Raw genomic sequence first — 21,750 nt, forward strand, 5'->3', positions numbered from 1 at the left:
GCTGACTCATGGGCGGCTGACTCATGGGCGGCTGACTCATGGGCGGCTGACTCATGGGCGGCTGACTCATGGGCGGCTGATTCGCGGCTGTCGGACGCGAATCAGTGGGCGTGCGAGAACCGTTGACAAATCAGCGACGCGATTGCAGCCTGTGACTCGCAAAAACATGGATAACTAGCTCAATTTTTTTGCACCTTGCGTGCAACTTCACAGCGGGCCCGGCGCACCGGCACCGCGCGCCTCGCCCCCACGCACCCGCGCGTCGTACGGCCGGCCCGGACCCGTGGGCTGTCCGTTCTCTCGTACCCCCCAGGCTCTCTCGTTCCGACAGAACAGAGGACACACGATGAAACGGAAACAGCCCCGCCGACGGCTGATCATCGGCGCGCTCGTCGCCGCCCTGATCACCGTCGGCCTCCTGCCCGTACCGGCCGCCGGCTCCGGTCCCGCCCACGCGGCGGAACGTCCCAACCTGGCCCAGGGCAGGGCGGCTTCGGCGAGCGGGTCCGAGGGGAACCACCCCGCCGCCAACGTCACCGACGGCAACCGGCAGACGTACTGGGAAGGGCCGGCCAACGCCTTCCCGCAGTGGATCCGGGTCGACCTGGGCGGCGAGGTCACGGCCGACCGCGTGGTGATCGGACTGCCGTCCTCGTGGGAAGCCCGTACGCAGGCCCTCGCCGTGCAGGGCAGCACCGACGGGACCACGTTCAGCACCCTCTCCGCCGCGCGAGGACACTCGTTCGCCCCGGCCTCCGGCAACACCGTGACCATCGACTTCACCGTCGCGACCGTCCGGTACGTACGGCTGAACATCACCGGCAACACGGGCTGGCCCGCCGCGCAGGTCTCCGAGTTCGAGGTCTACGGCCCGGAGGGTGACGGCGGTGGCGACGGCGGCGGCGGCGCGGACGGCTCCGATCTGGCCCGCGGCAAGCCGATCGAGGCGTCGTCGACGGTCTTCACGTACGTCGCCCGCAACGCCAACGACGGGAATACCGGCACCTATTGGGAGTCCGCGGGACACCCGTCGACGCTGACGGTGAAGCTCGGCGCCAACGCCGACATCTCCTCGGTCGTCATCAAGCTCAACCCCGACCCGGTGTGGGCGACCCGTACCCAGAACCTCCAGATACTCGGCCGCGACCAGGGCGCGACCTCCTTCACCTCACTCCTGGCCCGCGCGAACTACACCTTCAATCCGGCGTCGAACCAGAACACGGTCACGATCCCGGTGACCGGACGCGCCGCCGACGTACAGCTCCAGATCTTCAGCAACACCGGCGCGACCGGCGGACAGGTCGCCGAACTCCAGGTCATCGGGGTCCCGGCCCCCAATCCTGACCTGACCGTCTCCGCGCTGTCGTGGACCCCGGCGTCTCCCGTGGAGAGCGACGCGACCAAGGTGAACGCGACGGTGCGGAACGTGGGAACGGCCGCCTCCGGCGCGACCACGGTGAACGTCAGCCTGGGAGGCGTGGTCGCGGGCAGCGCTCCGGTGTCCGCGCTCGCGGCGGGGGCCTCGGCCACCGTCCCGGTCGACATCGGGAAGCGCCCGGCGGGCAGCTACCGCGTCACGGCGCTGGTGGACCCCACCGACACGATCGTCGAGCAGGACAACGACAACAACAGCTTCACCGCGCCCTCGGACCTGGTCGTCGGACAGAGCCCCGGCCCCGACCTCCAGGTGCTCGGTATCGAGTCCAGCCCCGCGAACCCGGCCGTCGGAGCGGCGGTCAGGTTCACCGTCGCGGTGAAGAACCGGGGGACGACCAGCTCCGGCGCCACCACGGTCACCCGCGTGGTGGTGGGCGGCACCACTCTCGACACCGACACCCCGCCGATCGCGGCGGGCGCGACGGCCGATGTGAGCGTCAACGGCACCTGGACGGCCACCAACGGCGGAGCCACCATCGTCGCCACCGCCGACGCCACCAACGTCGTCGCCGAGACCAACGAGACCAACAACGCGTTCTCGCGCTCGATCGTCGTCGGCCGCGGGGCGGCCGTCCCGTACGTCGAGTACGAGGCCGAGGCCGCCCGCTACCAGGGCACTCTGCTGGAGACCGACCCGCTGCGCACCTTCGGGCACACCAACTTCGCGACCGAGTCCTCGGGCCGTAAGTCGGTACGGCTCAACTCCACCGGCCAGTTCGTCGAGTTCACCTCGACCAACCCCTCGAACTCCATCGTCGTACGCAACTCCATCCCCGACGCCCCGAACGGCGGCGGCACCGAGGCCACCATCAGCCTCTACGTCAACGACACCTTCGTCCGTAAGCTGACCCTCTCGTCGAAGCACAGCTGGCTGTACGGCAACACCGACGGGCCCGAGTCCCTGACCAACACGCCCCAGGCCGACGCCCGTCGCCTCTTCGACGAGTCGCACGCCCTGCTGCCGACGACCTACCCGGTCGGCACCAAGTTCCGGCTCCAGCGCGACGCCGGCGACTCCGCCGCGTTCTACATCATCGACCTGATCGACCTGGAGCAGGTGGCGCCCCCGGCGAGCAAGCCGGCCGAGTGCACCTCGATCACCGAGTACGGCGCGGTCCCCGACGACGGCATCGACGACACGGCCGCCATCCAGCGCGCGGTCACGGCCGACCAGGAGGGCGACATCGCGTGCGTATGGATCCCGCCGGGGCAGTGGCGGCAGGAGAAGAAGATCCTCACCGATGACCCGCTGGACCGGGGACAGTACAACCAGGTGGGCATCCGCGACGTCACGATCCGCGGCGCGGGCATGTGGCACTCCCAGCTCTACACCCTGACCGAGCCGCACCAGGCGGTCGGCAGCATCAACCACCCGCACGAGGGCAACTTCGGCTTCGACATCGACGACAACACCCAGATCTCCGACATCGCCATCTTCGGCTCCGGCACCATCCGCGGCGGTCCGGGCGGCGCCGAGGGCGGCGTGGGCCTCAACGGCCGCTTCGGCAAGGACACCAAGATCTCCAACGTCTGGATCGAGCACGCCAACGTGGGCGTCTGGGTCGGCCGTGACTACGACAACATCCCCGACCTCTGGGGCCCGGCCGACGGTCTCCAGTTCAGCGGCATGCGTATCCGCAACACCTACGCCGACGGCATCAACTTCACCAACGGCACCAGTAACTCCCGCGTCTTCAACTCCTCGTTCCGCACCACGGGCGACGACTCCCTGGCGGTCTGGGCCAACCGCTATGTGAAGAACCCGTCGACGGACATCGCGCACGACAACCAGTTCCTCAACAACACGATCCAACTGCCCTGGCGGGCGACCGGCATCGCGGTCTACGGCGGCTACGGCAACAAGATCGAGAACAACCTGGTCTACGACACGGCCAACTACCCCGGCATCATGCTGGCCACGGACCACGACCCCCTCCCCTTCTCCGGCCAGACCCTGATCGCCAACAACGCCCTCCACCGCACGGGCGGCGCCTTCTGGAACGAGGACCAGGAGTTCGGCGCCATCACCCTCTTCGCCCAGAGCCGGGACATCCCCGGGGTCACGATCCGCGACACCGACATCCACGACTCGACCTACGACGGCATCCAGTTCAAAACGGGCGGCGGCACGATGCCGGGCGTCGCCATCAGCAACGTCAAGATCGACAAATCCAACAACGGCGCGGGAATCCTCGCCATGAGCGGCGCCCGCGGCGACGCGACCCTGACCAACGTGACCATCACGAACTCCACTGACGGCCACATAGTCACCCAACCGGGCTCCACCTTCGTGATCACGGGCGGCACCACATCGGCCAAGGCCCAGAAACGCACCCTGGCCTTCACAACGCCATACGCGACCGGATCACTTGATGTCCTTCATGGAACCCCAGTCCGTGGCGGCCGACATCTTCGCCGGAGTGCCGAAGGATCCGGTTCCGGTGCCGGGCCACCACCACAGCTGTCCGCTCGCGTCGACACCGGCGATGTCACCCTTGCGATCGCCGTTGAAGTCGCCCGCGAACACCTTGGTGACCGTGCCGAATCCATTGGGCGGCCAGTTGGTCAGCGTGCCCGTGCCGTAGTTGGCGTTGAGCGCGCCGGGGCCCGCCTTCAGATGCAGACTCGTCGCCGAGAACATTTCCGAGATGTCCATGCGGCCGTCGCCGGTGATGTCCAGGGGTGAGACCTTGGTCTGCGTGCGGGCGACGGACGCGTATTCCCAGCCGAGGCTGGCGCCGATCTTGGCGTTGATCCCGCCGTCGCCGTCCCCGGGCCACCACCAGAGGCTGTCGGCGTCGTAGTTCCCCTGCTCCGAGCCCTGGCCGCAGCCGGCCATGATGTCGGTCTTGCCGTCGCTGTTGAAGTCCGCGGCGAAGACGAAGCGGCACGGCGCGTGCAGGCCCGGGTTGAACTGGGCCTGTGTCTTGTACCGGTTGTCCATCAGCGGCCGGCGTTCACCGAGTCCTCCATTGCCGTCTCCGGCCCACCACCACACGACGTAGCCGGGCCAGGCACCCTCGAAGCCCGCGATGTCGGTGTTGCCGTCCCCGTTGAAGTCGCCGGTGAAGACATTCTTGTAGTCGTTGCCCCTGCCGTCGGTCCACAGCATCCGCTTGTTGCCGAGCGTGCCGTTGCCGTTGCCCGGGTAGAGAGCGAGGTTTCCGTCCGACTGCAGGGCCACGACATCGGACAGGCCGTCGGAGTTGAAGTCCTGCGGAGAGGCGATGCCGGGCGTGACTTCGTAGACATTGCAGGCCGGCAGGCCGGGATAGGGTTCCGATCCCGCGCCGGTGATCCTGTCGGCGGGTACGTAGCCCCAGCCGCCCCACTTCGTCCACCCGGAAGCGGTGTCGGCCTTGACGTAGTACCAGATGCGGTTGCCCGCGGCGTTCATGTCACCGCTGCGCCAGCACACGAAGCTGTGCGGACCCGCCTGGAGCTGTCCGGTCGTCTGCGCCGTGCTGTAGGGCTCGATCCTGGTCTCGGACGCCTTGCTCTCGCAGTTCATCTCCTTGGTGAACGCCGTGCCGTCGGGGTCCTTGTGGTCCACCTGGTCCACCAGGAAGCACTGGCCGTTGTAGGCGTACTCCACGCTCAGCGTCGCGCTGGGCGCCACGACCCACCGCCAGTCGGTTGTCTTGCCTCCCTCGGCCGCGGCGGTGGTCCTGAAGCCGAAATCGACCAGGGTCGAACCCGTCTGGGCGGCGGCCTGCACCACACTGCGGACGTCCTGGGTGACGGTGCCCGTGGTGCAGCCGTAGGTGGCGATCTTCGTGTTCCAGGCGGGCTGGTTGTTCCATGTGGTCGCGGAGGAGATACGGCCGGTGTGCCAGAGCTCCAGGGGGATGGAGGAGCAGCTGCCGAAGCTCTCGTCCTTGAAGGTCAGGCTGGCCTTCGTCACGACGCGGCCCGGCGCCAGATTCGGCACATCCATCTGAAGGAACCCGCGATACGCGTTGGGCACGCTGTTGTAGAAATACCTCCCCACACTGAGTTTGGTGTCGTTGCGGTCATTCCACCCGATCGTCGAGGTGGGATAGATCTGGTTGACGCTTGTGTAGTTGGACGTGTTAAGAGTGAACGTGGGATCCACATACACCGGATAGGTGATATCGGGGCCGGTGAGCAGCTTCGGGTCCGGAATCACCGCGAGGCTTTTCCCGGTGACCTCGGTCTCCATGACCGCATGCTTCTTCTTCTCGTCCTTCGCGCTGTCCCACATCTGTGGCGCGGGGCCGGAGAAGACCGTACGTCCCTTGGTGTCGACCGCTTTCAGTCCCCGCTTCTCGTCACCGGTCACCTTCAGACCGTTGGACGAAAGGCCGAAGGCGACTTTCCTCAGCTTCGGGTTCTTCGCCGCCTTCGCGTTCTTGACCACGAGCAGTTGCGAGAAGCCGGCCGTTTCGGCCTTGATCCGCAAGTCCACGCCCGGCATCACTTCGGGGTACGTCGCCGTCGGCCCGTTCAGTACGGGCTTCGGCAGCGAGCCGGGCCAGCTCAGCTCCAGTACATGCTCACGGTCGTTCAGCCGCACCAGCGGGCCGGTGCCACCATCGGAGAGTTCCAGGCCCGCCACCGTGGCCTTGGGCACCACCCGGCCCTTGAGGAGCCGCAAGTCGGTGTCGATGGCGGCCCACTTGTCGCCCTGACGCGTTCGCACCGGTGTCATATGTGTCGTCACCGTCACCGTGCCGGACGGATTCGCGTGCATCTCGGACGACTCGGTCCGCTGCTCCACCATCTCCACCGGCTTGCCCGACGATTTCGCCTTCGCCATCGCCGACACCGTGGCACCGGTCGCCGCGGTGGTTGCCGTGCTGCCGGAATCCGGGCCCGTCGCGGCCATGCCCAGCCCTGTGCCCAGGGCCGAGAGCGCCACGATCAGACTGAGCGCGATCACTGGTTTCCGGGCGCGTAGTCCGGGTGTCTTACGCACGTCCATGCTCTGCTCCATCTCCGTCAGTACCACGGGCACCGGGGAAGGCCCGGGAAGGGATGCGTGATGTCGCTCGGCATGACCAGCGCGCTGGAGGGCATTGCCCCCCAGCCCTCGAACGCGGCGAACGGAGCGAGGGCCTGGTCGCCCTTGGTGTAGTACCAGATCGTGTTGCCGCCCGCGTGGGGCTGGCCTCGGGTCCAGCAGACGAAGGTGCTCAGCGTCGAGGTCTTGATACCGGTCAGCGGGCTGTCGAACGACGCGCGGCCGTAGACGTCGCCCGCTGTGTTGTCGCACTTGACGTCGGTACGGAAGGTGTTGCCGAGCTTGTCCTGCTGGAGGACGTTCTCCTGCAGGTTGCAGGTGGCGGCGCTCGCCGTCCCCGTGGAGATCCCGCCGGCCAGGAGCGGCACCAGCAGCGCCGCGCCGGCCAGAGTGCGGCCGAACCGCCGCAGCCGGGCGGCCGGGCTCTTCCCCGCCGTCTCGTTTGTCGTACGCATTGGGTCGACCACCTCTATCCCCATGAACACTTGCGCAACCCCGGGAAGGGCGCCTTCGTGGTGCCCAGTGCGACCGCCGGCATATAACCCCAGCCCTGCTGGCCGGGGTTGTTCACGACCTCGTCACCCTGGGTGTAGTACCAGACGCTGTTCTTGCCGGCATGCGGGGCGCCGACCTTCCAGCAGACGTACCAGCTCGTCGTCTTGGTCATACGACCGGTGACCGGGCTGCCGTAGAAGGACTGCGACGTCACATCGCCCGGTGTGTTGGTGCAGTACAGGTCGACGGGGAAGGACATCTCTCCCCAGTCCGTATGCGGTGAGTTCTCCCGGATCTCACATCCGACGTCGGCGGATGCGGAGGAGGCGCTGCCCGCCGCGCCCGTCGCGACAACCAGGATGGTCACGGGCAACAGCGCCCGAAGTCTTGTCAGTTTCCTCATATTCCGCCCTCTCGGTGAGGCACTCCGCCCAGAGTGACTCACCGCCCTGACAGCCGACTGACATACGCCTGCCGGGGCGGTGACGCCGCACTCCGCATTTCTTCCGCACCCGCGTGAAAGCGGGAAAAGGGCGCCCTGATGAGGGATCAGCCGGGTGTCAGGAGGGAGTCAGGGCGGGCTGACACCATCGAATTACTCGGCGCCTTGTTCCCTTGTGCCGGAAAGCACTGGAAACGAACCCCGAAAGGCCACTCATGCTCTCGGACGGAACAACAGAGGAGACATCCCTCGTACGTTCCGCACCTTCTGGCGGTGCGGCGGACGAACGTCAGGCGCCCCTGCGCAGCTACCCGCTCTATGTCGCCGGCAAGGACATCGAGGGCGAGGGATGGGTCTACACCGTGAGCGGCAGATCCCTCCTGGACGACGTGTTCACCAGCGTGACACTCAAGCGCACCTTGGAGCGGGACGCCGACGCGGACGCGGCCCGGCACCCGTACGTCGTGGGCCGTTGCGCCGTCGCCGGCGACGCCTCGCTGGACCTGGCGAGCGAGGCCGCGGCGAGCGCCGCGCCCGGCTGGGCCGCCGTGCCGCTGGAGCGCCGAATGCTCCTGGGGCACCGTTTCCGCGAGGAACTCGTACGCCGCCGCGACGAGTTCATCGACATGCTGATCACCGAGGCCCACCCCGCCAAGCTCGCTCGCTGGGAACACAGCTCTCTGCTGCAGATCTTCAGCGAGGAAAGCCTCGGCTGGTACCAGCAGCAGATGTACACGGAGTTCCGGCACGGCGACCGCCGGCTGATCGTGCGCCGGCAGCCCGACGGGGTCGTCGCCTTCAACCCCCCGCAGAACGCGCCGCTGCCCAGCGCCGCCCTCGGCGTGCTGTGCCTCATGTCCGGCAACGCCCTCATCATGCGTGCCCCGCGCAGTATCGCCCTCAGCACCATGTGGCTGATGCGGGACGTGGTCGCCCCGATCCTCGACGAGCTGGACGCCCCGCCCGGCACACTCAACGCCCTGTGCGCCAACCCCAAGCAGACTCTGGACCGGTGGGTCGCCAGTCCCCTGATCGACGACATCTTCTACATCGGCGGCAGCCAGGAGGGCCTGCGCTTCGAGCGGCAGTGCGTCGAGAAGGGCAAGAAGGCCATCCTGGAACTGGCCGGCAACGACAGCGTCGTCGTCTGGTCCGACGCCGACATCCCCAAGGCCGTCGAGGCCATCACGGAGGCGTTCTACGGCTCCGGTCAGATCTGCATGGTGCCCAATGGCGTCCTGGTGCACCCCGCCGTGGCCGACGAGCTGCTGGCCGAGCTCAAGGAGCAGGTCAAGCGGATCCGGCCCGGCTATCCGGAGGAGGAGGACGTCCTGCTCTCCCCGGTCCGGCGCAGCGAGCGCTTCTTCCGCCTCCTCGACCAGGCACTGGACCAGGGCGGCGAACTCGTCACCGGCGGGCACCGCACGGAGGTCGACGGCACCCCCTCGGACACCGGCGTCTTCCTCCAGCCCACCGTGGTCCGGGTCGACGGCCTGGCCCGCGCCCGGGAGTACGACATGGTGCGCGAGGAGACGTTCTTCCCGCTGATACCGGTCGTCGTCGCCGAGCCGGCCTCCGACGAGGAGCTGCTGTCGCGTTTCGTGGACTTCACGAACTCCAACCCGTACGGACTGCGCAACTCGCTGTGGGCCCGGTCCGACAGCGTCATCGACACCTTCGTGCGGCAGATCACCAACGGCGGGCTGCTGAAGATCAACGACTCGCACATGGGCTGTGTGCCCTACCTGCCCACGCACGGCGGCACCGGCCTGACCGGCGGAGTGTTCGGCGAGGCCAACTATCCGATGCTCAAGACCTCCCATTTGCAGGGCGTGAGCATCGCCCGTGACGTCAGCCCCTACGAGGCGGTCTTCGGCGCCTGAGCGCCCCCTACCGAATCGCACTCTCTCCCACCGGAGGTAGCTTTGCCTTTGCGCTCTCTCGACCAAGCCCGCGCCACGTGCGACCAGTACCACCCGGGGCTGCTCAAGGCCCTGGAGGAGATCCCGTACGACGACCGCGAGAAGCCGGGCGGCACGTCCATCGACGTCTTCCGCGCTCACGGCGGCGCCGGTCTTCTGATCCCGGTCGAGTTCGGCGGCCTGGGAGCGAGCCCCCTGGAGGCCGTACGGGTGCAGGAAGCCATCGGCGCGGTCTCCCCGTCGCTCGCCGCCGCCACGACCATGCACCACTTCACCGCCGCCATGCTCTACGCGCTGGCCGACCGGCGGAACCGGCTGACACCCGCGCAGGTGGACCTGCTGCACCGGATCGTGCCCGAGCGGAAGCTGATGGCCTCCGGCTGGGCCGAGGGACGCACCCAGCAGAACATTCTCGCCCCGACCGTGGCCGCGGAGCCCGTCGACGGCGGCTACCGTCTGTCGGGCTCCAAGAAGCCGTGCAGCCTGTCGTCCTCGATGGATCTGCTGACGGCCAGCATCTCCGTACCGGGCGCCGGCGGCACGCCCGAGCTCGCCCTCGCGCTCGTGCCCGCCGACTCGGCCGGCCTGAGCGTCCACCCCTTCTGGGGCAGCGACCTGCTCGCCGCCGCCGAGAGCGACGAGGTGCGCCTTGAGGGCGTGTTCGTCCCGGAGGAGCTGGTGGTCCGCACCTCTGCCGACGACCCGCACCGGCTGGACGACCTCCAGACAGCCGGGTTCATCTGGTTCGTGCTGCTCATCTCCGCCGGGTACACCGGAGCGACGGCCGCCCTCGTCGAAGAAGTCGTCACGCGCGAGCGGGGCGACGCCACCGAGCGCGCGGCCCTCGCGATCCACCACGAGGCGGCCGTGGCGCTGCTGGAGGGCGCCGCGCGAGCCGTGCAGACCGGCGTGGCGGGTGAGGAAGCGGTGGCCGGCGCCCTGGTGGCCCGCTACAGCGTGCAGGACTCCCTGGTCACCAACGCCAACCGGGCCCTGGAACTCCTCGGCGGCATGGACTTCATCAAGGGTTCCCGACATGCCCGGCTGGCCGCGTCGGTGCGCCCGCTCGCCTTCCACCCGCCGGCCAGGCCCGCGGCCGCCGAGCCGCTGCTGCGCTACTTCGGTGGCGAGTCGCTCGAACTGGCCTGACGAGCACGGCAGCGCCACTGGGCCCCCGCGCGGTCCCCGACCACCGCGATTCCCGAGCCATCCGCACGTCTCTTTGGAGTGACATCTCGTGACCGTGATCCAGGACACCCGGTCCGGCACCGGGGCCGCGCCCGGCACCGGAACGCCGAGCCCGGAGGAGGAGATCCTCCGGCTCTACCGGGCCCACCTCAGCAAGGGCCGGGCGACACTCGCCGAGCTGTTCGGCAGTCACATGGAGGTGGAGTCCTCCGGTGCGTGGCTGACAACGAGCGACGGGGAGCGCTTCCTCAACGCGGGCGGCTACGGGGTGTTCATCATGGGCGCCCGCCACCCCCGGGTGGTGGAGGCCGTCGAGCGCCGGCTGCGCACCCACCCCACCGCGACCCGCATTCTGCTCGAACCGACGGCCGCCCGCGCCGCCGAGGCGCTGGTGTCGGTCATGCCCGAGGGCCTGGACCGGGTGCACTTCGCCCTGTCGGGTGCCGAGGCGGTGGAAACCGGCCTCAAGCTCGCCCGCGCCAATGGGTTCAAGCGCACCGTCTCCATGAGCGGCGGCTACCACGGCAAGACACTCGGCGCGCTCTCGGCCACCGCCAACGACGTGTACCAGCGGCCCTTCCGGCCGCTCGTACCCGACTTCCTGCACCTGCCGTTCGGGGACGCGGACGCCCTGGAGGCCGAGCTGTCGGCCCACCCCGGCGAGGTCTGCGTCATCCTCGAACCCGTCCAGGGCGAGGGCGGCGTGATCATCCCGCCCAAGGGTTACCTGAAGCGGGTCGAGGAACTGGTCCGCGCGTACGAGGGATTCCTCATCCTCGACGAGATCCAGTCGGGCCTCGGCAGGCTGGGCGAGTGGTGGGGAGCCGACATCGAGGGCATCGTCCCCGACGTCATGCTGACCGGTAAGGCCCTGGGCGGCGGCGTACTGCCCGTGTCGGCCGCGGTCGCCACCCGCAAGGCGTTCCGTCCCTTCGACAAGGACCCCTTCCTCCACACCGCGACCTTCTCCGGACAACCGCTGCTCATGGCCGCCGTCCAGGCGTCCATCGAGACGATCAAGGAGGAGAGGCTGGTCACCAAGGCCGTCGACCTCGGCGGCACCCTGCTGCCGAAGCTCACCGAGATCGCCCGCCGCAACATCCCCGACCTGTTGGTGGAGGTGCGCGGCCGGGGCCTGCTGATCGGTGTCGAGCTGGTCGAAGCCGGCCTGGCCGGTGAGCTGCTGATCGAGCTTTTCAACAACGGCGTCGTCGCCAACCACTCCATGAACGGCAGCGCGGTGGTGCGGTTCACTCCGCCGGCCACCCTGACCGGCACCGACGTGCGATTCCTCCTCGACTCGTTCGACAAGGCAACCCGTGACCTCGTCCAGGGCGCGGCCCGGATGCCGGAAGGCGGTAACTGATCGTGCGGCATGTGGAACTGAAGGCGCTGGTCCCCTCCGAGGACGCGCGGACGGTCTTCGAATCGGTGATCAAGTGGGAGCGGTACCCCGAGCTGGCTCCCCATGTGCGCACCACCACCGTGCACGCCACGCTGCCGGCCGCCGAGTGCGGCTCCAGCTGGGAACTGGACTTCCGCAGCGGGCTGCTGCGCTGGACCGAGCGGGACGAATTCTCCCTTGAGGACCTGACGGCCCGTTTCGAACAGACCGACGGCGACTTCGACAGCTTCACCGGACTGTGGACGCTGCGGCAGGAAGGAGCCGACGTCGCCGTCGACTTCGAGGCCGACTTCGACTTCGGCATCCCCAGTCTGCAGGGAATCCTCGACCCCATCGCCGAGCGCGTCATCAAGGAGAGCGTCGCCTGGGCCGTGACCGGCATGTACCCGGGAACCCGGCTGCTCGGCGACGCGAGCCTCGATGACGTCCGCCCGGAAACCACCGCAGCGTGACCCGCTGCTTCAACAGGAGCTGAGCCGTGGATCAGGCCAACCCGTTCGAGACGCCCCGTACTTACTCACTGCACCGAGCCGAGTACCTTGTCGGCCTGGCCGTCACCACCGGTCTGATCATCGCCCACCTGGGCGAAATCCGCTGGATACCGGCCATCGCGCTGTTCCTGTACATCGACCTGCTCGGGTACCTCCCCGGCGCGATCGCCTTCCGGCGCAGCGGCGGCCGTCCTATCGCCAAGGCGTACTACGTTCTGTACAACGTCATGCACAGCCTCATCACCCAGGCCGTGGTCGCGGCCCTGTGGTGCTGGCTGATCGGCCCCGAGTGGGCCCTGCTGATGCTCCCCTTCCATCTCTTCGGCGACCGGGGGCTGTTCGGCAACTTCATGAAGTCCTTCGCGCTGCCCTTCGAACCGGTGCGCCAACCCGGCTATCTGCGCCTCCTGGACGACCTGGGGATCAGGCACCCCAAGCCGGTCGGACACGTGACCGACCCCGCGCCCGTGGGCCACGTCCCCGCGGCGCGGACCCCCGTCCCCGATCGCGCCGGGCAGGAGGCCGTGCGATGAGTACCACGCTGCGGACCCGCACCGGGACGGCCCGCGGGCACCGCACCCCCGATGGACGCCTCCGGCGGCGCCGGGCCCTGTACCACCTCACGTCCCCGGTGGCCGTGCTGACGGTCAGCCACGAAGGACAACCGCACGGCACCACCGTCAGCACGCTGACCACGGTGTCCCGGGAGCCGCTGCTGCTCGGGGCGTGCCTCAGGCGCGGGTCGCAGTTCGCCGGACTCGCGGCGGCCTCGGGCCGCTACGTCATCAACGTACTGACGGCCGAGCAGGTCGAGCTGGCCCGCTATTTCGCCGACAGTTCCAGGCCCGACGGCGGAGCCCAGTTCGCCGGCCTGGGGTGGGAGCCCGAACCGTACGCACACGCGCCCCTGCTGCACGGCGCGCTGGCCCACTACACCTGCCGGCTCTCCGGCTCCCCCGAGGTGGGGGACCACGACGTACTGATCGGCTATGTGACCCATGCCGCCGTCGGCGCGGGCGAGCCCCTGCTCAGCTACGCCGGCGGACTGTTCACCGGCCCGCTCACCCCTGCCCGGGATCCCGGTCGGGGCCGTCAGACCAGCGAGGAGACCACAGCATGACCGCGTTCGTGGCGCCCGAGGCCGACTGGGACAAGGCACCCGGTCTGCTCGACGGTGCGAAGGAACTCACGCTCGGCCCCGAGGAGTGCGACCTCTCCTATTGGTTCACCTCCGTGGCGCAGGGGACCCTGCGCGACCGAGGCGACACCGGACACCACGCCGACGCCGTCGTACCCGAGTTCCTGAAGGAACCGGGCCCGCTGCGGGACGCCCTCACCCTGGAGTTCGGCTTCCGGGCCCTGTCCGAAGAGATGGCCACCCGCGTCCTCGGCCGCTATGTGACCATCGCCCCGGGCATCCCGGAGATGGAGTTCTACGCCACCCAGCTGATCGACGAGGCCCGGCACGCCCGGGTGTTCCGCAACCATCTCGTCGAGCTGGGACACCCGGCCGACAGCCTGCTGCGGGACATCGACGAGATGGCCGCCGACTACCGGCGCCGTGTGCTGGAGCCGGTGAAGGAGTTCACCGACGAGATCGTCACGGAACAGTCCGACTTCATCGGCGGCGTCGCCGTGTTCGCCATCGTCATCGAGGGCGTACTGGCACCCGCCGCCGAGCTGAGCGAGCGCAAGTGGACCCCGCTCTCGCCCGCCACCGGGGAGATCTCCCGCGGCACCGCCATCGACGAGATCCGGCATCTGACCGTGGCCAGCACCATCCTGCGCGACCACGTCGTCAAGCACCCCGAGTACAGGCCGAGGCTGCTGGAGATCCTGCGGGACGGCGTCCGGCTCTGGGACCGGCTCCCCGACCGCGAGTACGTCCTGCCCCGCGAGGAGATGTTCCAGAAGGGCATGTACGAGCACGCCGACAAGATCGGCGACTACGAGTTGTGGCCCGGTGTGCGGATGCTCGACACCACCCCCGAGCAGCGTTACGGCATGGCCGAGCAGTGGACCGACGAGATGGCCGAGGCCCGCATGGCCTACATGGGCCTCCCCGTCGAAGTGCTGGCCGGTGGCCAGGAGAGCACGGGATGAGCACCGTCCTCGGGGAGAAGCGGGCTCCCGCGGGGAGGACCGCGGTGATGGCCGGCATCGGGTCGTACGTACCGCCCGGCGTGGTGACCAACGACGACCTGGCGGCCCGGCTGGACACCTCGGACGAGTGGATCCGCAGCCGCACCGGAATCGCCACGCGCCATGTGGTCTCCCCGGGAACGGCCACCTCCGACCTGGCCGTCGAGGCAGGCCGGCGGGCACTGAAATCGGCCGGCAGCGCGGACATCGACGCGGTGGTGCTCGCCACCACCACTCCGGACCACCTGTGTCCGGCCACCGCCCCGGCCGTGGCCGCCCGGCTCGGCCTGACCGGCGTACCGGCCTTCGACGTCGCCGCCGTGTGCACCGGCTTCCTCTACGGCCTGGCCTCCGCCTGCGGCCTGATCGCGGCGGGCATCGCGGACCGGGTGCTGCTCGTCGCGGCGGACGCGTTCACCACCCTCATCGACGCCGAGGACCGCGCCACCGCCGTGATCTTCGCGGACGGGGCGGGCGCGGTGGTGCTGCGTGCCGGCCGGCCGGACGAACCGGGCGCCGTGGGCCCCCTGGTCCTGGGCAGTGACGGCGACCTCCCCGATCTCATCCAGGTGCCGGCCGGTGGCTCGCGGCAGCGCTCCTCGGGCCGCGCCGCACCCCCGGGAGACCACTTCTTCCGGATGCGGGGCCGCGACACCTACCGTCACGCCGTAGAGCGCATGACCGCCGCCTCGCGGGAGGCGGTCATACGCCGTGGCTGGCGGCTCACCGACATCGACCGGCTCGCCGCGCACCAGGCGAACGCCCGCATCCTCGCCGCGGTCGCGGACCGGCTGGACATCCCGGCCGAACGGCAACTGTCCAACATCGAGCACGTCGGCAACACCGGCGGTGCCTCGATTCCGCTGCTGCTGTCCCAGGCCGCACAGGACGGCCGGCTGTCCTCCGGTCAGAAGGTGCTGCTCACAGCGTTCGGCGGCGGGCTGGCCTGGGGCGCGACCGCCCTCACCTGGCCGGACCTCACCCCGTTCTGAGCGTCCGTACCGCTGTTCCACCACGCTCCACGCACACAGCGACATCCAAGCGTCAGCGAAAGACGCCCCGCCATCAGGGCCATTATCGAAAGGTTTGTCATGTTCGAGCAGTTCAAGAGTCTCCTCGTCGACAAGCTGAAGGTCTCGCCCGAGCTGATCACACCCGAGGCCACCCGGGAGGACATCGAACTCGACTCACTCGACGTCGTGGAGCTGTCTCTGATGCTCCAGTCCGAGCTGGGCCTCACCATCAGCGACGACGAGTTGCTGGAAGCGGCCACCGTCGGCGACATGGTGGCGCTCATGGAGGAGCGAGGCGCGAAGATCTGATGGCCGGCATCGATGTGGCCGTCACCGGGGTCGGTCTGGTCACCCCCGGCGGCATCGGGGTGGCGCCAACCTGGACGACAGTCCGTTCGGGGCGCTCCACAGCCGCCTTCGACCCTCTGCTGGAGTCGAACCCGGTACGGATCTCCTGCCGGGTCCCCGGGTTCGACGCGGATGTCCTGCTGGGCGCCCGGCGTGCTCTGCGCCTGGACCGCTTCGTGCAGTTCGCGCTGGTCGCCGCCCGCGAAGCGCTGGCCGATGCCGGGCTGGACCCGAAGACCTGGGACGGTGCCCGCGTCGGCGTCGTCCTGGGCAACGGTGACGGGGGACCGGAAACCGTGGAGGCCCAGCACCGGGTCATGCTCCAGGAAGGCCCCGGCAAGGTCTCCCCGTTGCTGCTGCCCATGCAGCTGCCCAACATGCTCGCCGGTCAGGCGGCCATCGAGTTCGGGGCCACCGGCCCCAACCTCGTGGTGTCCACGGCCTGCGCCTCCGGCGCGACCGCCATCGGCGTCGCCCGCGATCTCCTCGCCCTCGACCGCTGCGACGTGGTCCTGACCGGCGGTAGCGAGGCTCTGATCACGCCGCTGGTGATGGCCGGGTTCGCGCAGATGGGCGCCCTGTCCCGGCGCGAGGATGCACCCGAGGCGGCCTCGCGTCCCTTCGACGCCGACCGGGACGGGTTCGTCGCCGGTGAGGGCGCCGGCATCCTGATCCTCGAACGGCTCCGGGACGCCCGCACCCGCGGGGCCCGCGTCCGGGGGCGGATCGTGGGCTACGGAGCCTCGGCCGACGCCCATCACATGACGTCACCCCATCCGACGGGCGCCGGGATCGAGTCGGCCGTACGGGCCGCCCTCGCCGACGCGGGCGCGGGCCCGAGCGAGGTACAGCACGTCAACGCGCACGGTACCTCCACGCCCCTCAACGACCTGGCCGAGGCCAACATGCTGAAGCGGACGCTCACCGGCGATCCGCTCGTCACCTCCACCAAGGGCGTGACGGGGCACCTGCTGGGCGCGGCGGGCGCGGTGGAGGCCGTGCTCACCGTGCTGTCGGTGGACCAGGGAGTGGTCCCGCCCACCGCCAACCTGACCACTCCGGATCCCGGCATCGACATCAAGATCGCCGCTTCGGAGACGTCCATGCCGATCGATCTGGCGCTCAGCAACTCCTGCGGCTTCGGCGGACAGAACGCGGTCCTGGCGATCGCCGCCGCCTGATCACCGCCGTCTGAATCACCGCGGTCTGATCGCCGCCGCCTGATCACCACGGCCGCACCGGGGCAGCCGGCCCTCCACAGGGTCGGCTGCCCCTTCCCATCACCGGGCACCGCCTGGTGATGCGCGGCCTCAGGTCCTTCGGGCGCCGGTCAGGTCGGGCTGTAACAGCTCGACACCGCTTCCCAGGGCGAGGGACGGGTCATGGGAGAGAATCGCGTGCTCCACGCGGCGCAGCGAGGGAGAGGGCTGCACTCCGACCTCCTCGGACAGGTGCTGCCACATGCGGCGATAGGTGTCCAGGGCGTCGGTCTGGCGGCCGGACCGGTACAACGCGATCATGAGCTGCTCACAGAATCGTTCCCGCAAAGGGTTGCTGATGTGCGTCTCGTAGAGCTCCGCGAGGATGCGCGAGTGATGTCCGGCGTTGAGCTCGGCGTCGAACAGCAGCTCCCGTGCGCGCAGTCTGTGTTCCTCGAAACGAGCGCTGGCGAGCCGGCACACGGTGCCACCCGGCAGCTGACCGAAAACGGGCCCGCGCCACATCGCCAGCGCGGACCGGAGCAGGTCCGCCGCCTTGGCCGGGTCGGTGAGGGCCGCCATCTCGGCCTGCCGGATCCTGCGGACGAACTGGGCGGCGTCGAGTTCGTCGTCGTCCGCCGCCAGCCGGTAACCCGAGGGGTGGACCGTCAGGCGGGACACGGAACGCTCAGGTTCCAGGGATCTCAGCCGACGACGCAGCCGACTGACGTGCGCCTGGAGGGCGTTGGACTGGTTGTCGGGGGCCGAATCCCCCCACAGCTCGTTGATCAGAACGTCCCCGCCGACGGGCTGACGTTCGCTGATGAGCAACACCTGGACGAGAGTCCGCTGCAGATCGCCCGGCAATTCCACCTGGCCTGCCTCGGTGTGGATCTCTAACGCTCCGAGAATCGAAAAGCTCAGCACATCATGCTCCCTTGCCGTTTACGGTTTGGTAAGGAATACGGACGTGATCTTGCCTTGAGAATCGCTGGCGTGGAGATGCGGAGCCAACCGTCACGAGCGTTTCGGCATACCCAGTAATCGGCACATCAATGTCTCTCCCCCCGTCACCGCCGGACTGACCGATACCGATGGTGACGCTGCACCAGTTGCAGCGCAGCCCCCCATGGCGTTGTACAAGGATCTTGCCATAGAAGCATTCACGTGGGAAGGTGTTATTAGTGGCGTGGCCAGCCGGGGAAAGCTCCGGCGGGCTTCCATACCGGCCTTATGTCGTGCTAGTGCGCCCAGGAAAGCGGCATCGCCGTTTGTCCGGAAATGCACTCTACGGCCCCATGACGCACGGTCCGAATACGTCACCTCACCCCAGGTCACCCCGCCCAGGTCGCCACATGATCGCCCGTCGCATCTATTCCGACAATTCGGGCATACGGACGATCCCCTCCGCCGGACTGGCACGGCAAGGGTCTGTCGGGCTGGATCATTCGCCCGGGTCGCGGGTATTCGGCGGGCGCATAACAAGTCTTTGCGGAGAGGGCAGGATTCGAACCTGCGTGGATCCATAAGACCCGACCATTGAGCCGAAACTCAGGTCCCCGATAAACCACTCCGGGCACCTCTCCAGAACGGGGCCCGGTTGCGGTCCGGGCCGTTCACGAGAACAACAATGCCATGCCCCTCTGATACCACCCTGACGCGGACCTGACATGCCTCGGACATCCCCGAATGTCCCTCTTCCGGTATTCAGCCGTTCGGTGCTCTACTTTCCTCGTTCAATTCTTTCGAGAGGGAGGGCCACGTGTCCGCGACCGAAACGGACGGCCCGGTTCTCCGGGCCGTGCAGACATACACCCATGCCGAGAACCCCAGTTCTTTCCTCGCCCTGAACGAGGGAAACAGTATATTCAGCGTCCCCGATATCGACGGGGTGATCTCCTATCGCCGGGCCGGCCGCTACGCCGTTCAGTTCGGCGGCCCCTTCGCCGACCCGGCGTCCTACGACACGCTGCTCGACCGCTTCGTCTCCCAGGTACACGGAGAGGGCCTCAGCCTCGTCGGCGTACAGCTTCAGCGCCACGACGCCGAGGCGTACGGCCGTCGCGGCTTCACGGTCAATCAGATCGGCGCCTCCTGGGCCGTGCGCATCCCTGAACTCACCCTGCGCGGCACGCGCTTCATGCAGCTGCGCAACAAGATCTCCCGGGCGCACCGCAACGGACTCAAGATCCAGGAAGTGCGGGCGTCGGACTGGCGGGAGGGCCTGGAGACGATCGATCGCGCCTGGCTCGGGTCCAAAGGTGAGGGCGCCCGGCCTCTGGAGTTCCTGGTGGGCCAGATCGGCGGCGCGGTGCAACCGCTTCGCCGTCTCTTCGTCGGCACCATCGACGACGATCCGGTGGCGTACATCTCGTACTCTCCCGTGTTCGGCGAACGCTCCGGGTGGATGCACGACCTGAGCCGTCGGATCCCGGACGGTTCCCCGGGATTGATGGAAGCCATCAACGCCCACGCCATCGAGGTGTTCCGCGAGGAGGGGGAGGAGTGGCTGCACTTCGGCTTCACGCCCTTCACCGGCCTGGACGCGTGTCACGAAGTGTCCGGCCACAGCCCCGCCTTCCAGTGGCTGATGCACTTCCTCTGGGCCGAGGGCGGCGCCCTCTACCCTGCGCAGACGCAGCTGGCCTACAAGCAGAAGTGGGCCGCGGACGTTGTCATCCCCGAGTACGTCGCGTTCGAGAACCACGCCTCTCTCGTCGGCTTCGCCCACATCTTCCGGGTCAGCAACGCCTTCTGACCCATGGCCGCGCCAGTGGCGCCCCTCATGCATCACCCTCCACGAGAAGGAAGATCATGCCTCACGATTCTCTGACCACGGACGAGCTGCGCCAGTCGATGGTCGAGCAGCTGATGCGCATCATGGGGCTTCCCGACGACGAGTCGGTGGCCCGCGAGGCCGACGGGATCCTCCTGGCCCTGGACGACCGGCTGCGCCAGGACACGACGGCGGCCTGATCTCCGCCGTCCCGGCCCGGTCAGCCCAGCATCAGGACCGCATCAGCGCGATAGGCAAGGCTGGATCGCATATGGGCTCGCGCGGCGTGCGGCACACCGCACCGCGCCGCACCGCTATGGCACGAGCGCGCGCACGGTTCGCGACCACCATGGCGTTTCCCATGACTTTCACCGCACAGCCTCCTGACCGTGGGACGGCTGCCGAACCAACGCCTGACCACCGGGCGTGTCAGCCCAAGGAGTGCACCGTATGTCGTCGCCGCACGTCCCCTACCAGAACGGCTCCGCCGAATCGCTCGACGTGCGCCGTTCATCCCCGCCTCAACGGAACATGGAAGCGTCCGCGACGTTCTCCGAACTTCTGAAGCGCGTGAAAGCCGAAGGTCTGATGGACTTTCACCCGCGCTACTACATAGGCCGGCTGGCGCTCAACGCCCTGCTCCTCGCCGCGGGCTTCACGGCGTTCTTCCTCCTCGGCGACTCCTGGTGGCAGTTACTCGTAGCCGCGTGGATGGGGCTGTGCGGGACGCAGTGCGCGTACATGTTCCACGACGCCGGCCACAAGGCGATGTTCCGCGACAAGCGGGTGGCCACAGCCGTGGGATACATCCATGCCAACCTGATCAACGGGGCGAGTTACGGCTGGTGGGTCAACCATCACAACCGGCACCACAGCAACCCCAACCACCTGGACATGGACCCGGACATCGGGCGCCGGACCGCGATCTTCGACATCAAGCAGTACGCCGCCCGACGTGGCGTCAAGCGCTTCATCGTGCGTTACCAGAGCGTGCTGTTCTTCGTGCTGCTGGTGCTGGAGTCGCTCAAGATGAGCAAGACCGCCGTGAAGGCGATCTCGGGGGGCCAGACCAAGCGTCCGGTGCTGGAGGCCACGCTCATCCTGCTGCGTGCGGTGATCTATCTGACCCTGCTGTTCACCGTGCTTCCCCCGCTGCTCGCCGTCGTCTTCCTCGTCGTCCAGCAGTTCGTCCAGGGCCTCTACTTCGGCATGATCTTCGCTCCCAACCACAAAGGCATGGCGGTCCGCGACGGCGAGGCGGAGAGCCTGGACTGGCTGGAGCGGCAGGTGCTCACCTCCCGCAACATCCGGCCGTCGTGGCTCATCGACTTCCTGTACGGCGGACTCAACTACCAGGTGGAGCACCACCTTTTCCCGTCCATGGCGCAGAAGAACCTGCCCCGTGCCCGGGAGCTGACCCGCGCGTACTGCGCCGAGCGCGGCGTGCCCTACCACGAGGTGGGTTTCTGGGCCTCGTACCGAGAGGTCGCCGGCTTCCTGCACAAGGTGAGCGCGCCCGTACGCCGGGGCGAGGCCGAGCCGGCGATGCGGCGGCGCGCGGGCTGAGCAGCGCTTCACCAGACGAGAACACCGGAGCGGTGACCGCGGCACCAGGCAGGCGGTCACCGATCCGGTGTTTTCTGCGTACCTGCTGGCAGGCCCAACCACTGGCCCGATGGCGCGTCAGGAAGCTGTCAGGGGCATATCAGGGGGCTCTGGCAGAATCTTACGTGTGAACGGAACGGGAAACCGGGACGGGAACAGGGAGAGGTGCCCGGAGCGGCTTATCGGGGACCGGGGCCCAGCCCCATGTCAGGCCCTTACAGGCCTACGCAGGTTCGAATCCTGCCCTCTCCGCCGCCAACGAGAGCGGGCTGGGCACGGCCCCCGGCCCGGGCCCGCCCCGTG

The 21,750-nt window shown here is 68.4% G+C and carries 17 protein-coding genes, 2 tRNA genes and 1 pseudogene; 15 read left to right on the forward strand and 5 right to left on the reverse strand.

Annotated elements, in window-relative coordinates; all coding sequences use genetic code 11:
* The first annotated feature begins 346 nt into the window (after positions 1-346).
* The gene (locus tag ACFRKB_RS28555) at positions 347-4,123 is read left to right on the forward strand and encodes a CARDB domain-containing protein (RefSeq protein ID WP_383109396.1); all 3,777 of its coding nucleotides are present in this window, start codon (positions 347-349) and stop codon (positions 4,121-4,123) included.
* A gap of 21 nt (positions 4,124-4,144) precedes the next feature.
* Here the strand turns inward: ACFRKB_RS28555 and ACFRKB_RS28560 are convergent.
* The 3 genes and pseudogenes from ACFRKB_RS28560 to ACFRKB_RS28570 form a co-directional block, all read right to left on the reverse strand.
* A pseudogene (locus tag ACFRKB_RS28560) lies at positions 4,145-6,394 on the reverse strand (FG-GAP-like repeat-containing protein); the annotation flags it as partial.
* 5 nt (positions 6,395-6,399) lie between these two features.
* Positions 6,400-6,876, reverse strand: a complete 477-nt coding sequence (locus ACFRKB_RS28565) for a hypothetical protein (protein WP_383109397.1) — start codon at positions 6,874-6,876, stop codon at positions 6,400-6,402.
* Between the two features lie 14 nt (positions 6,877-6,890).
* On the reverse strand, positions 6,891-7,283 hold the full coding sequence (locus tag ACFRKB_RS28570) for a hypothetical protein (RefSeq protein ID WP_383109398.1): 393 nt from the start codon (positions 7,281-7,283) through the stop codon (positions 6,891-6,893).
* 290 nt (positions 7,284-7,573) lie between these two features.
* On the opposite strand from ACFRKB_RS28570, the gene ACFRKB_RS28575 reads away from it, so the two are divergent.
* The 10 genes from ACFRKB_RS28575 (at position 7,574) to ACFRKB_RS28620 (ending at position 17,048) form a co-directional block, all read left to right on the forward strand.
* Positions 7,574-9,241 (forward strand): aldehyde dehydrogenase family protein, encoded by a 1,668-nt coding sequence (locus ACFRKB_RS28575; protein ID WP_383109399.1) that lies wholly within the window; start codon positions 7,574-7,576, stop codon positions 9,239-9,241.
* A gap of 48 nt (positions 9,242-9,289) precedes the next feature.
* Positions 9,290-10,429 carry an acyl-CoA dehydrogenase family protein gene (locus ACFRKB_RS28580; RefSeq protein ID WP_383109427.1) on the forward strand — a complete coding sequence of 380 codons (1,140 nt, stop codon included), beginning with the start codon at positions 9,290-9,292 and terminating at the stop codon, positions 10,427-10,429.
* 88 nt (positions 10,430-10,517) lie between these two features.
* The gene (locus tag ACFRKB_RS28585) at positions 10,518-11,834 is read left to right on the forward strand and encodes an aspartate aminotransferase family protein (protein ID WP_383109401.1); all 1,317 of its coding nucleotides are present in this window, start codon (positions 10,518-10,520) and stop codon (positions 11,832-11,834) included.
* A 2-nt stretch (positions 11,835-11,836) separates the two neighbouring features.
* Positions 11,837-12,325 (forward strand): type II toxin-antitoxin system RatA family toxin, encoded by a 489-nt coding sequence (locus tag ACFRKB_RS28590; RefSeq protein WP_383109402.1) that lies wholly within the window; start codon positions 11,837-11,839, stop codon positions 12,323-12,325.
* A 26-nt stretch (positions 12,326-12,351) separates the two neighbouring features.
* The gene (locus tag ACFRKB_RS28595) at positions 12,352-12,897 is read left to right on the forward strand and encodes a hypothetical protein (RefSeq protein ID WP_383109404.1); all 546 of its coding nucleotides are present in this window, start codon (positions 12,352-12,354) and stop codon (positions 12,895-12,897) included.
* Positions 12,894-13,484, forward strand: a complete 591-nt coding sequence (locus ACFRKB_RS28600; protein WP_383109405.1) for a flavin reductase family protein — start codon at positions 12,894-12,896, stop codon at positions 13,482-13,484. The genes ACFRKB_RS28595 and ACFRKB_RS28600 overlap by 4 nt, the downstream gene beginning before the upstream one ends.
* Entirely contained in the window at positions 13,481-14,467 is a 987-nt protein-coding gene (locus tag ACFRKB_RS28605) for a ferritin family protein (RefSeq protein WP_383109406.1), read from the forward strand. Before ACFRKB_RS28600 ends, ACFRKB_RS28605 begins: the two co-directional genes overlap by 4 nt.
* Positions 14,464-15,498, forward strand: a complete 1,035-nt coding sequence (locus ACFRKB_RS28610; protein WP_383109407.1) for a beta-ketoacyl-ACP synthase III — start codon at positions 14,464-14,466, stop codon at positions 15,496-15,498. Before ACFRKB_RS28605 ends, ACFRKB_RS28610 begins: the two co-directional genes overlap by 4 nt.
* 99 nt (positions 15,499-15,597) lie before the next feature.
* Positions 15,598-15,828 (forward strand): acyl carrier protein, encoded by a 231-nt coding sequence (locus ACFRKB_RS28615; RefSeq protein ID WP_383109409.1) that lies wholly within the window; start codon positions 15,598-15,600, stop codon positions 15,826-15,828.
* Positions 15,828-17,048 (forward strand): beta-ketoacyl-[acyl-carrier-protein] synthase family protein, encoded by a 1,221-nt coding sequence (locus tag ACFRKB_RS28620; protein ID WP_383109410.1) that lies wholly within the window; start codon positions 15,828-15,830, stop codon positions 17,046-17,048. Before ACFRKB_RS28615 ends, ACFRKB_RS28620 begins: the two co-directional genes overlap by 1 nt.
* Before the next feature lie 129 nt (positions 17,049-17,177).
* Here ACFRKB_RS28620 and ACFRKB_RS28625 read toward each other — a convergent pair whose 3' ends face one another.
* Both ACFRKB_RS28625 and ACFRKB_RS28630 read right to left on the reverse strand, forming a co-directional pair.
* Positions 17,178-17,993 carry an AfsR/SARP family transcriptional regulator gene (locus ACFRKB_RS28625; protein WP_383109411.1) on the reverse strand — a complete coding sequence of 272 codons (816 nt, stop codon included), beginning with the start codon at positions 17,991-17,993 and terminating at the stop codon, positions 17,178-17,180.
* Between the two features lie 565 nt (positions 17,994-18,558).
* Positions 18,559-18,652 (reverse strand) — tRNA-OTHER (locus ACFRKB_RS28630).
* Positions 18,653-18,828: 176 nt separating this feature from the next.
* Between ACFRKB_RS28630 and ACFRKB_RS28635 the strand changes: the two genes are divergently transcribed.
* From ACFRKB_RS28635 to ACFRKB_RS28650, 4 genes are all read left to right on the forward strand, one after another.
* A complete protein-coding gene (locus tag ACFRKB_RS28635) occupies positions 18,829-19,824 on the forward strand; it encodes a bifunctional lysylphosphatidylglycerol flippase/synthetase MprF (RefSeq protein WP_383109412.1) in 996 nt (331 codons plus the stop codon).
* Positions 19,825-19,880: 56 nt separating this feature from the next.
* Positions 19,881-20,042, forward strand: coding sequence for a hypothetical protein (locus ACFRKB_RS28640; protein ID WP_383109414.1), 162 nt, complete (start codon positions 19,881-19,883; stop codon positions 20,040-20,042).
* Positions 20,043-20,292: 250 nt separating this feature from the next.
* Entirely contained in the window at positions 20,293-21,408 is a 1,116-nt protein-coding gene (locus ACFRKB_RS28645; protein WP_383109415.1) for an acyl-CoA desaturase, read from the forward strand.
* Between the two features lie 198 nt (positions 21,409-21,606).
* Positions 21,607-21,699, forward strand: a tRNA-Leu gene (locus ACFRKB_RS28650).
* Positions 21,700-21,750: the final 51 nt, after the last annotated feature.

The organism is Streptomyces scopuliridis (genome assembly GCF_042790125.1).
GTDB classification, from domain to species: Bacteria; Actinomycetota; Actinomycetes; order Streptomycetales; family Streptomycetaceae; genus Streptomyces; species Streptomyces scopuliridis_A.

Coding starts and splice junctions, on each gene's coding strand:
- ACFRKB_RS28555 (WP_383109396.1), top strand. CDS start 347: ATGAAACGGAAACAGCCCCGCCGACGGCTGATCATCGGCGCGCTCGTC.
- ACFRKB_RS28565 (WP_383109397.1), bottom strand. CDS start 6,876: ATGCGTACGACAAACGAGACGGCGGGGAAGAGCCCGGCCGCCCGGCTG.
- ACFRKB_RS28575 (WP_383109399.1), top strand. CDS start 7,574: ATGCTCTCGGACGGAACAACAGAGGAGACATCCCTCGTACGTTCCGCA.
- ACFRKB_RS28600 (WP_383109405.1), top strand. CDS start 12,894: ATGAGTACCACGCTGCGGACCCGCACCGGGACGGCCCGCGGGCACCGC.
- ACFRKB_RS28605 (WP_383109406.1), top strand. CDS start 13,481: ATGACCGCGTTCGTGGCGCCCGAGGCCGACTGGGACAAGGCACCCGGT.
- ACFRKB_RS28610 (WP_383109407.1), top strand. CDS start 14,464: ATGAGCACCGTCCTCGGGGAGAAGCGGGCTCCCGCGGGGAGGACCGCG.
- ACFRKB_RS28615 (WP_383109409.1), top strand. CDS start 15,598: ATGTTCGAGCAGTTCAAGAGTCTCCTCGTCGACAAGCTGAAGGTCTCG.
- ACFRKB_RS28620 (WP_383109410.1), top strand. CDS start 15,828: ATGGCCGGCATCGATGTGGCCGTCACCGGGGTCGGTCTGGTCACCCCC.
- ACFRKB_RS28640 (WP_383109414.1), top strand. CDS start 19,881: ATGCCTCACGATTCTCTGACCACGGACGAGCTGCGCCAGTCGATGGTC.
- ACFRKB_RS28645 (WP_383109415.1), top strand. CDS start 20,293: ATGTCGTCGCCGCACGTCCCCTACCAGAACGGCTCCGCCGAATCGCTC.